Raw genomic sequence first — 10374 nt, 5'->3', positions numbered from 1 at the left:
CGACACCGATCCCCGCGTTGCCGAGGCCGTCCGCGCACTCAACATCCGGTACGTCATCACCAGCAGAACGGTGGTGCGCGGGTTCGTCATGCCCGACGGACTAGTGTCGCTAGGCAAGTCGAAGTCCTGGAAGCAGATCTACGACAACGGTCGGGCCCAGATCGATGAGTGGCAGGGAAAGTAGTCAAGAACGATGACCAGTAGCGCCGACGATCACAACGTCGAGGACATCGAGATCCTCGGTGACATGCCGACAATGGACTCCGAGATGGGGAACGACGCCGACGGCAAGTCGCTGACCGACCTCGTCGAGCAGCCGGCCAAGGTGATGAGGATCGGCACCATGATCAAGCAGTTGCTCGAGGAGGTGCGCGCGGCACCGCTCGACGACGCCAGCCGGGGGCGGCTCCGCGAGATCCACCACCGCAGCGTCCGCGAGCTGGAAGAGGGTCTGGCCCCAGAGCTGCGTGAGGAACTCGAGCGGCTCGCCCTGCCCTTCAGCGATGACACCCTGCCTTCGGACGCCGAACTGCGGATCGCGCAGGCTCAGCTCGTCGGCTGGCTCGAGGGCCTCTTCCACGGCATCCAGACGGCGCTGTTCGCCCAGCAGATGGCGGCGCGCGCACAGCTCGAGCAGATGCGTCAGTTGCCGCCGGGGGTCGGCGGCGTACCGGGGCAGCGTGGGCCGTCCAGCCCCGGGACCGGGCAGTACCTCTAGCTGTGTCCGATCCGCACATCCATACCCAGAATGCCTGGGTCGAGTTTCCGATCTTCGACGCCAAGTCCCGATCGCTGAAGAAGGCCTTCCTCGGCAAGGCGGGCGGAACGATCGGCCGCAACGAGTCGAACGTCGTCGTCATCGAGGCCCTCCGCGACATCACGATGTCGCTGGAGATGGGCGACCGTGTCGGTCTGGTCGGGCACAACGGCGCAGGGAAGTCGACGCTGCTGCGGCTGCTGTCGGGCATCTACGAACCGACCCGCGGGTCTGCGACCGTCCGCGGTCGGGTGGCGCCGGTCTTCGACCTCGGCGTGGGAATGGACCCGGAGATCTCGGGTTTCGAGAACATCGTCATCCGCGGGATGTTCCTCGGGCAAACACGCAAGCAGATGGCCGCCAAGGTCGACGAGATCGCCGAGTTCACCGAACTCGGCGACTATCTGTCGATGCCGCTGCGCACCTATTCGGCAGGTATGCGGGTGCGTCTGGCGTTGGGCGTCGTCACCAGCATCGACCCCGAGATCCTGTTACTCGACGAGGGCATCGGCGCGGTGGACGCCGACTTCCTCAAGAAGGCCCGCACCCGACTGCAGGAACTGGTGGCGCGCTCGGGCATCCTCGTATTCGCCAGTCATTCAAACGAATTCCTCGCCCGGTTGTGCAAGACGGCGATGTGGATCGACCACGGCACCATCAAGATGACCGGCGGTATCGAGGACGTGGTGCGCGCCTACGAGGGTGACGACGCCGCCCACCACGTGCACGAGATCCTCGAGGAGAACGCACGCGAGAACAGCGGACCATGAGTGAAACCGTCTGCGCCGTCGTCGTCACCCACCGGCGCGTCGCCGAACTGGCACTGTCCCTGCAGGCCGTCACCGGCCAGGTACGGGCTCCTGACCACCTGATCGTCGTCGACAACGACGACGACAGCGGCGTGCGGGAACTGGTTGCCGCCCAACCCATCCCGACTACCTACGTCGGCTCAAGACGCAACCTCGGCGGAGCCGGAGGCTTCGCGCTCGGGATGCTCAACGCGTTGGCCCTCGGCGTGGACTGGATCTGGTTGGCCGACGACGACGGCAGGCCAGCGGACTCCGATGTGCTCGGCACGCTGTTGGCCTGTGCGGCAAGGCATTCGCTGGCCGAGGTATCGCCGATGGTGTGCGATTTCGACGACCCCACCCGCCTGGCCTTCCCGCTGCGCCGCGGCCTGAGGTGGCGCAGACGGGTTTCCGAACTGCGCACCGACGGATCCGGTGATCTACTGCCAGGAATCGCGTCGCTGTTCAATGGGGCATTGTTTCGAGCGGCCACCGTGGAGTCCGTTGGCGTGCCGGACATTCGGCTCTTCATCCGCGGCGACGAGGTGGACCTGCACCGTAGGCTCGTGCTGTCCGGTCTGCCGTTCGGCACGTGCCTGGAGGCCGTCTACCTGCACCCGCAGGGGTCCGACGAGTTCAAGCCGATCCTCGGCGGCAGCATGCACACGCAGTACCCTTCGGATGAGACGAAGCGGTACTTCACCTACCGCAACCGGGGGTACCTGCAGGCGCAGCGCGGATTGCGAAGGCTGGTGCCACAGGAGTGGCTGCGATTCGGGTGGTACTTCCTGGTGACCCGCCGCGACCCAGCCGGCTTCAAGGAGTGGATTCGGTTGCGCGGCTTGGGTAGACGCGAGAGGTTTACGAGATGACCTTCACCGACGCGGCGGCGCAGTCGAAGACCTTTTCCCGCGCGTGGGCCGATCTCACCGCGGGCTTCGGCAGGCGCGAACTGTGGCTGCACCTCGGCTGGCAAGACATCAAGCAGCGCTACCGGCGCTCGGTGCTCGGGCCCATCTGGATCACCATCGCCACCGGCACCATGGCCGTCGCCCTTGGCGGTTTGTACTCCACGCTGTTCCATCTGCCACTGGCCGAGCACCTGCCCTACGTCACGCTTGGGCTGATCATCTGGAACCTGATCAACGCCTCGATCCTCGAGGGCGCCGACGTCTTCGTCGCGAACGAGGGCCTGATCAAACAACTTCCGACACCGTTGTCGGTGCACGTCTATCGACTGGTGTGGCGCCAGATCATCCTGTTCGCCCACAACATCATCATCTTCGTGATCATCGCGATCATCTTCCCGCAGCCCTGGAAGTGGACCGACCTGTCGTTCATCCCGGCGCTCGCGCTGATCGCGCTGAACTGCGTGTGGGTGGCGTTGTGCTTCGGCATCCTGGCCACCCGGTACCGCGACATCAGCCCGCTGTTGTTCAGCCTGGTGCAGCTGCTGTTCTACGTGACACCGATCATCTGGAATGACGAGACGCTTCGGCAGCAGGGCGCAGGCACGTGGGCCAAGGTCATCGAATTCAACCCGCTGCTGCACTACGTCGACATCGTGCGGGCCCCACTGCTTGGCGCCGACCAGGAGCTGCGGCACTGGGTGGTGGTCATCGTGTTGACCATCGTCGGCTGGACCGTCACGGCGTTCGCCATGCGGCAATACCGTGCCCGCGTGCCCTACTGGGTATAGGTCCCTACTGGGTGTAGGTCCCGTCGCGAGATCGACACCAGCGTCGTGAACCGGCCTCGGTCACGACGCTGGCGTCGATCTCGCGAAGATGCGATCAGCGGCGCGGGGCCTTCATCCGGGTGGCGACATTGAACCGGTTCCAGGCGTTGATGGTCACGGCCATGGCGATCACCTGAGCGAGTTCCTTGTCGGTGAAGACCGCGGCAGCCTTGGCGTAGACCTCGTCGGGCACGTGGCCCTTGTCGAGTTCGGTGATCGCCTCGGTCAGCTCGAGCGCCGCCCGCTCCTGCGCGGTGAACAGCGTGCCCGCCTCGTCCCACGCGGCGACCAGGGCCAGCCGCTGCTCGGTTTCCCCGTGCTTGCGGGCATCGGCGACGTGCATGTCGAGGCAGAAGGCACAGTGGTTGATCTGCGAGGCGCGGATCTTGATCAGCTCGCCGATCGTCGGGTCGACGTCCTTGGCCGCTGCGGTGCTCAGCTTCATCATCGCGTCGTACAGCTCGGGCGAAACCTTGTAGATCTCGAGGCGGTCAATGGCGGTGGGGTGTTCCAGTGTTTGCGTCACGAGAACCACGTTAGCGGCCAAAGAACCGTCTCCATGGTTCAATTCGATAGTGACTTCATGGGCCAATTCGGCAGCAGTCGGCTCTTCGCGCAAGCGCTCATCGGGGACCCGAGACCTGCATCTCGACCTCCGGGAGGCCATCACCCCCGGCGCTCGAAACGCGCGAGAACTGCTGATCACCGCGCTGCGGAACGCCGTCCGATCCGGCCGGCTCGCATCGGGCACGATGCTGCCACCCTCGAGAACGCTCGCGTCCGACCTCGGATTGGCCCGCAACACCGTTGCCGACGCCTACGCCGAACTGGTCGCCGAGGGCTGGCTGGCATCCCGCCAGGGCGCGGGCACCTGGGTGGTCGACGCCGCGGCGAACCCCCTGCCGACCCAGCCCCGCGGCACTCCCGTCGTGCCGACGCACAACTTCATGCCTGGCTCACCGGACGTGGCCGCCTTCCCCCGCGACGCGTGGCTGGCGTCGACCCGCCGGGCGCTGTCGGCCGCGCCCACCGAGGCACTGCGAATGGGCGATCCCCGCGGCCGCGTCGAACTGCGCGAGGCGCTCGCCGAATACCTCGCTCGGGTCCGTGGCGTGCGGACCTCCCCGGAGTCCATCGTGATCTGTGCGGGCACCCGGCACGCCGTCGAGATCCTCGCCAGGGTGTTCGGCGGGCCGATCGCGGTCGAGGCGTACGGGCTGTTCCTGTTCCGGGAGGCGCTCGCCGCCATGGGCGTGGCGACGACGCCGATCGGGGTCGACGAGCACGGTGCCATGGTCGACGACCTCGATCGCACCACCGCGTCCGCGGCTCTGCTCACTCCTGCCCACCACTTCCCGCACGGAGGGCCACTGTCTCCCGCGCGACGCAAGGCGGTGGTCGACTGGGCCTACCGAACCGATGGCTACCTGCTCGAGGACGACTACGACGGCGAGTTCCGCTACGACCGCCAACCCGTCGGGGCGGTCCAGGGCCTCGACCCCGATCGCGTCGTGTACCTCGGATCGGCGAGCAAGAGTCTGTCACCGGCATTGCGCCTCGGGTGGATGGCGCTGCCCGACCACCTGATCGACCGGGTACTCACCGCCTCGGGCGGTCAGCAGTTCTACGTCAACGTGATCGCGCAGTTGACCATGGCGGACTTCATCGCAAAGGGCAGCTACGACAAGCACATTCGGCGGATGCGGCTGAGCTACCGGAGTCGGCGCGACCGCCTGATCGAGGCCCTGCGGCCCTTCGACGTCGGAATCAGCGGGCTGTCAGCGGGCCTGCACCTTCTGCTGACCCTGCCGGACGGTACCGAACACGAGGTCATCCGACGGGCGGGCGAGGAAGGCATCGCACTGTCGGGGCTCAGCCTCCTTCGGCATCCGGACGCCGGAGGAGAAACGCCCATCACCGACGGCATCGTGGTCAGCTTCGGCACCCCCGCCGAGCACGCGTTCACCGCGGCCGTCGACGCGCTGTGCGCAGTGCTGGCCGGCGCCAGCCACTGAGCCCGCACTAACGGTCTGACTATGCTGCCCCCGTGGCCGAGCCCCCGATGTCGCCGAACCTGAGCCTGACGACCCAGGCCTGGCGATTCGTCGTCACCGGCGGGTTGTCCGCCATCGTCGACTTCGGGCTCTACGTGCTGTTTCTTCACCTCGGCCTCAACGTCAACGTTGCCAAGACACTGAGCTTCATCGCGGGCACCACGACCGCCTACCTGATCAACCGCCGCTGGACCTTCCAGGCGCCACCCAGCAGGGCTCGCTTCATTGCGGTCGTCGGGCTCTACGCCGTCACCTACGCCGTGCAGGTCGGAATCAACTACGCCTTCTACACGCTCTGGGACGACAAGCCGTGGCGCGTGCCGGTGGCGTTCGTCATCGCGCAGGGCACCGCAACGGTCATCAACTTCGTGGTGCAGCGCGCGGTGATCTTCAAGCTCAAGTGAGGGCGGTACCCTCGTCACGATGTTTGCAACCACCCCCAAGCGGCTGACGGGCTGGAGCCGCACCGCGCCGAGCGTCGCACAGGTGCTGTCGACCCCCGATCCCGAAGCCATCGTCGAAGCCGTCGCCAAGGCGGACGGCCGCGGCGTCATCGCGCGTGGGCTGGGCCGCTCCTACGGTGACAATGCGCAAAACGGCGGCGGCCTCGTCATCGACATGACGGCCCTGAACAAGATCCACTCGATCAGCGCCGAGACCCGGCTCGTCGACGTCGATGGCGGGGTCAGTCTCGATCAGCTGATGAAGGCCGCGCTTCCGTTCGGACTGTGGGTTCCGGTGCTGCCGGGCACCCGGCAAGTCACCATCGGCGGCGCCATCGCCTGCGACATCCACGGCAAGAACCACCACAGCGACGGAAGCTTCGGTGACCACGTCCGCTCGATGGAGTTGCTCACCGCGGACGGCCAGATCCGCCATCTCACCCCCGACGGCGACGAGGCCGAACTCTTCTGGGCCACCGTGGCCGGAAACGGCCTGACCGGAATCATCCTCCGGGCCACGATCTCCATGACGCCGACCGAGACCGCGTACTTCATCAACGACGGCGACAACACCGCGAACCTCGACGAGACCGTCGCCTTTCACAGCGACGGCAGCGAGGCCAACTACACCTACTCCAGTGCCTGGTTCGACGCCATCAGCGCACCGCCGAAGCTCGGAAGGGCGGCGATCACCCGAGGACGTCTCGCGCGCCTCGACGAGCTGCCAGAGAAGCTGGCCAAGAACCCGCTGAAATTCGATGCGCCGCAACTGATGACGGTGCCCGATGTCTTTCCCAACGGGTTGATGAACAAGCTGACGCTGAGCACCATCGGCGAGCTGTACTACCGCAGGGGCGGTCACTACCGTGGCAAGGTCCAGAATCTGACGCAGTTCTACCATCCGCTCGACCTGCTCGGCGAGTGGAACCGCGGCTACGGACCGGCCGGATTCGCGCAGTATCAGTTCCTGGTCCCGTTGTCGGCGGTCGAGGAGTTCAAGCGCATCATCGGTGACATCCAACGCAGCGGACACTACTCGGCGTTGAACGTCTTCAAGGTCTTCGGACCGGGAAACCAAGCGCCGCTTAGCTTTCCGATGGCCGGCTGGAACGTCGCCATGGACTTTCCGACGAAGTCGGGGATCGGCCAGCTGCTGACCGAGCTTGATCGCCGAGTCCTCGAATTCGGCGGCCGGCTCTACACCGCCAAGGACTCCCGCACCACCGCGGAGACCTTTCACGCCATGTACCCGCGAATCGACGAATGGATCAAGGTGCGCCGCAAGGTCGATCCGAACGGCGTGTTCGTCTCCGACATGGCCCGACGTTTGGAGTTGCTGTAAATGGTGTTCGACGGCGTGGGCAATCCGCAGGCCATCCTGGTCCTCGGCGGCACCTCCGAGATCGGGCTGGCGATCACCGAGCGCTACCTCCGCGACAGCCACGCGCGGGTGGTACTGGCCGACCTGCCGAACCATCCCCGCAAGGACGAGGCCATCGCCGCGATGACGGCAGCGGGCGCGAAGTCCGTGGAGTGGATCGACTTCGACGGCGTGCAGAGCGACGACCACCCCGCGGTGATCGACAAGGCGTGGAGCAACGGCGACATCGACGTGGCGATTGTGGCGTTCGGCCTGCTCGGTGACGCCGAGGAACTCTGGCAGAACCAGCGCAAGGCCGTCCAGATCGCCGGGATCAACTACACCGCAGCGGTTTCCGTGGGTGTGCTGGTCGGCGAGAAGATGCGCGCCCAGGGTTCTGGCCGCATCATCGCGATGAGTTCGGCGGCCGGCGAGCGGGTCCGACGCTCCAACTTCGTGTACGGCTCGACCAAGGCCGGTCTCGACGGCTTCTACCTCGGCCTCGGAGAGGCATTGCGCGAGTACGGCGTTCGCGTGCTCGTCATCCGTCCCGGGCAGGTGCGCACGGCGACGACGATCGCGCACTTGAAGGCGACGGGCGCCAAGGAGGCGCCGTTCACCGTCGACAAGGAGTACGTCGCCGAGCTCGCCGTCACGGCGTCGGCCAAGGGCAAGGACCTGGTGTGGGCCCCGGGAGCATTCCGCTACGTGATGATGGTGCTGCGGCACGTGCCGCGGCCGATCTTCCGCAAGCTGCCGATCTGACCTCCGGCGGGCTGGAGCGGAGCGACCCGGGAATGACGATCGTCAGCGCAGTCGGCCGACCGGCGGCCGCCATGCTCGGAGCCGCGGCGGTCGCGGTCGTCGTGTCAGCGGTCTCGCTGGTCGCCATCGCGCGGGTCCAGTGGCCCGCGTTCAACTCGTCGAACCAGTTGCATGCGCTCACGACCGTCGGCCAGTTCGTCTGCCTGGTAGGCCTTTTCGCAGCGGGATGGCTGTGGCGTACGAACCGGCAGCTGATCGCCCGGATCGTCTCCGTGGTATCCCTTTCGGCACTGTCGACCGTCACGCTGGCGATGCCCCTTGGCGCCACCAAGCTGTATCTGTTCGGCGTCTCGGTCGACCAACAGTTCCGCACCGAGTACCTGACCCGACTCGCCGACACCGCGGCGCCGCACGACATGACCTATCTGGGCCTTCCGCCGTACTACCCGTCGGGCTGGTTCTGGCTGGGTGGCAGGCTCGCCGACCTGACCGGTACGCCCGCCTGGGAGATGTTCAAGCCTTGGTCGATCGTGTCGATCACCGTGGCGATCGTCGTCGCCCTGGTGCTGTGGACGGCGCTGATTCGCTTCGAGCTCGCCCTGGTGGTGTCGACGGCGACGGCCGCGGCCACCCTCGCGTACGCCCCCGCCGAGCCGTACGCGGCGATCATCACGGTGCTGCTGCCGCCGGTGCTCGTGCTGGCGTGGTCGGGACTGCGCGGCAAGGCACGCAGCGGCGGAGGCGGCGGACAGGGTTGGGCGGCCATCGTCGGTGTCGGCATCTTCCTCGGCCTGGCAGCGCTGTTCTACACACTGCTCTTCGGCTTCGCGGCGTTCACGCTCGCGATCATGGGGGTGCTGCTGGCGGCTACCCGGCGGAGTTGGGACCCGCTACTGAGGGTCGCCCTCATCGCGGCGATCTCCGGCGCGCTCGCGGCGATCCACTGGGGGCCGTACTTCTTCGCCGCCTCGGGGGGCTCCCCCGCCGACGCCGGCACCGCCCAGCACTACCTGCCCGCCGACGGCGCCCAGCTGACCTTCCCGATGCTCGACTTCACCCTGCTCGGCGCCCTCTGCATGGTCGGCACGCTGTGGCTGGTCGTCCGTGCCCGCAGCTCGATCCGCGCAGGCGCGCTGGCGGTGGGGGTGCTCGCCGTCTATGCATGGTCACTGCTGTCGATGCTGACCACCCTGGTGGGCACCACGCTGCTGTCCTTCCGGCTGCAGCCCACGCTGACGGTGCTCCTCGTCGCGGCGGGTGCATTCGGCTTCGTCGAGACCACGCTGGCCATCGCCGCCAGATACACCCCGCGAACGGGTCGGCGGGTCGTTGCCGCGGGGGCGGCGATCGGCGCGATCGGGGCAGTCACGTTCACCCAGGACATCCCCGACGTGCTGCGGCCCGACATCGTCGTGGCCTACACCGACACCGACGGCAGCGGTCAACGCGCTGATCGTCGGCCACCGGGCGCCGAGCAGTACTACCGCGAGGTCGACACCAAGATCAGCGAAGCGACGGGGCGCCCGCGCCGCGAGACCGTCGTGATGACTGCGGACTACAGCTTCCTCGCCTACTACCCGTACTACGGATTTCAAGGCCTGACGTCGCACTACGCCAACCCGCTCGCACAGTTCAAGGAACGGTCGGCGGCCATCGAGGGCTGGGCCACGATCACCAAGCCCGACCAGTTCATCGCCGCACTCGACGCGCTGCCGTGGCAGCCGCCGACCGTCTTCCTGATGCGGCACGGCGCCAACGACACCTACACGCTGAGGCTCGCCAGCGACGTCTACCCGAATCAGCCCAACGTCCGCCGCTACCAGGTGGCGCTGGACGCCGCCGTGTTCGACGATCCGCGGTGGGACGTGTCCGACATCGGGCCCTTCGTCCTGGCGATCCGGAAGTGAGTCGCCGTGACGAGTGAGGGACCGCGAGGCGGGGAACTAGCATCTAGCCCCGTGACAGGTGCCGGGGCCAACCACAAGACGGCGCGACTCGTCGCCATCGTCGCCGGCTTGCTCGGATCCCTGCTGGCCATCGCCACGCCGTTCCTTCCGGTCACCCAGACCACCGCCCAGCTCAACTGGCCGCAGAACGGCGTCATGCAGAGCGTCGATGCGCCGCTCATCGGATACGTGGCGACGGACCTCAAGGTGAGCATCCCGTGCCGAGCCGCCGCAGGCCTGGTGGGCGCCGAGAACGCCAATCGGACCGTGCTGCTGTCCACCGTCCCCAAACAGGCGCCCAAAGCCGTCGATCGCGGGCTACTCATCGAGCGCGTCGGCGCCGACCTGCTGGTGATCGTGCGCAACACCCCGGTCGTCAGTGCTCCGCTGGCCCAGGTGCTCAGCCCCGCCTGCCAGCAGCTGACGTTCACCGCGCACGCCGACAGGGTCACCGGCGAGTTCGTCGGACTCGTCGAGGGGCCTGACGCCGACGGGCAGGCCAAACCAGGCGACCCGCTCCGAG

At 67.0% G+C, this 10374-nt stretch carries 11 protein-coding genes and 1 pseudogene; 11 read left to right on the top strand and 1 reads right to left on the bottom strand.

Going from position 1 to position 10374, the window contains the following annotated elements:
* From QOD90_RS30865 to wzm, 5 genes are all read left to right on the top strand, one after another.
* Positions 1-184 (top strand): hypothetical protein (locus QOD90_RS30865; RefSeq protein ID WP_526356296.1); only part of this gene is annotated, 184 nt, incomplete at its 5' end.
* Positions 185-247: 63 nt separating this feature from the next.
* Positions 248-718: a proteasome activator gene (locus QOD90_RS30860; protein WP_526356300.1), complete on the top strand. Its 471-nt coding sequence runs from the start codon at positions 248-250 to the stop codon at positions 716-718.
* 2 nt (positions 719-720) lie between these two features.
* The gene (gene wzt, locus QOD90_RS30855; RefSeq protein ID WP_526356294.1) at positions 721-1527 is read left to right on the top strand and encodes a galactan export ABC transporter ATP-binding subunit Wzt/RfbE; all 807 of its coding nucleotides are present in this window, start codon (positions 721-723) and stop codon (positions 1525-1527) included.
* The gene (gene glfT1, locus QOD90_RS30850) at positions 1524-2417 is read left to right on the top strand and encodes a galactofuranosyltransferase GlfT1 (protein ID WP_526356292.1); all 894 of its coding nucleotides are present in this window, start codon (positions 1524-1526) and stop codon (positions 2415-2417) included. The genes wzt and glfT1 overlap by 4 nt, the downstream gene beginning before the upstream one ends.
* Positions 2414-3244 carry a galactan export ABC transporter permease subunit Wzm/RfbD gene (wzm, locus tag QOD90_RS30845; RefSeq protein ID WP_526356290.1) on the top strand — a complete coding sequence of 277 codons (831 nt, stop codon included), beginning with the start codon at positions 2414-2416 and terminating at the stop codon, positions 3242-3244. The genes glfT1 and wzm overlap by 4 nt, the downstream gene beginning before the upstream one ends.
* A gap of 94 nt (positions 3245-3338) precedes the next feature.
* Here wzm and QOD90_RS30840 read toward each other — a convergent pair whose 3' ends face one another.
* Complete coding sequence (locus QOD90_RS30840; RefSeq protein ID WP_526356288.1) at positions 3339-3809, bottom strand: carboxymuconolactone decarboxylase family protein; 471 nt, start codon at positions 3807-3809, stop codon at positions 3339-3341.
* Between the two features lie 49 nt (positions 3810-3858).
* Here QOD90_RS30840 and pdxR point away from each other — a divergent pair, with 49 nt between their 5' ends.
* The 6 genes and pseudogenes from pdxR to QOD90_RS30810 all read left to right on the top strand — a co-directional run.
* Positions 3859-5298: a MocR-like pyridoxine biosynthesis transcription factor PdxR gene (gene pdxR / locus QOD90_RS30835; protein ID WP_526356286.1), complete on the top strand. Its 1440-nt coding sequence runs from the start codon at positions 3859-3861 to the stop codon at positions 5296-5298.
* Between the two features lie 47 nt (positions 5299-5345).
* Complete coding sequence (locus QOD90_RS30830) at positions 5346-5741, top strand: GtrA family protein (RefSeq protein ID WP_526356298.1); 396 nt, start codon at positions 5346-5348, stop codon at positions 5739-5741.
* Positions 5742-5760: 19 nt separating this feature from the next.
* Positions 5761-7122, top strand: coding sequence for a decaprenylphosphoryl-beta-D-ribose oxidase (dprE1, locus tag QOD90_RS30825; RefSeq protein ID WP_526356284.1), 1362 nt, complete (start codon positions 5761-5763; stop codon positions 7120-7122).
* A complete protein-coding gene (gene dprE2 / locus QOD90_RS30820; RefSeq protein WP_526356282.1) occupies positions 7123-7905 on the top strand; it encodes a decaprenylphospho-beta-D-erythro-pentofuranosid-2-ulose 2-reductase in 783 nt (260 codons plus the stop codon).
* Positions 7906-7937: 32 nt separating this feature from the next.
* On the top strand, positions 7938-9812 hold the full coding sequence (locus tag QOD90_RS30815) for an arabinofuranosyltransferase (RefSeq protein WP_526356280.1): 1875 nt from the start codon (positions 7938-7940) through the stop codon (positions 9810-9812).
* Positions 9813-9863: 51 nt separating this feature from the next.
* Positions 9864-10374, top strand: a pseudogene (locus QOD90_RS30810) (arabinosyltransferase); the annotation flags it as partial.

This window comes from Mycobacterium sp., from assembly GCF_032161845.1.
Taxonomy (GTDB): Bacteria; Actinomycetota; Actinomycetes; order Mycobacteriales; family Mycobacteriaceae; genus Mycobacterium.
This window is presented reverse-complemented; position numbering and strand designations above follow the sequence as displayed.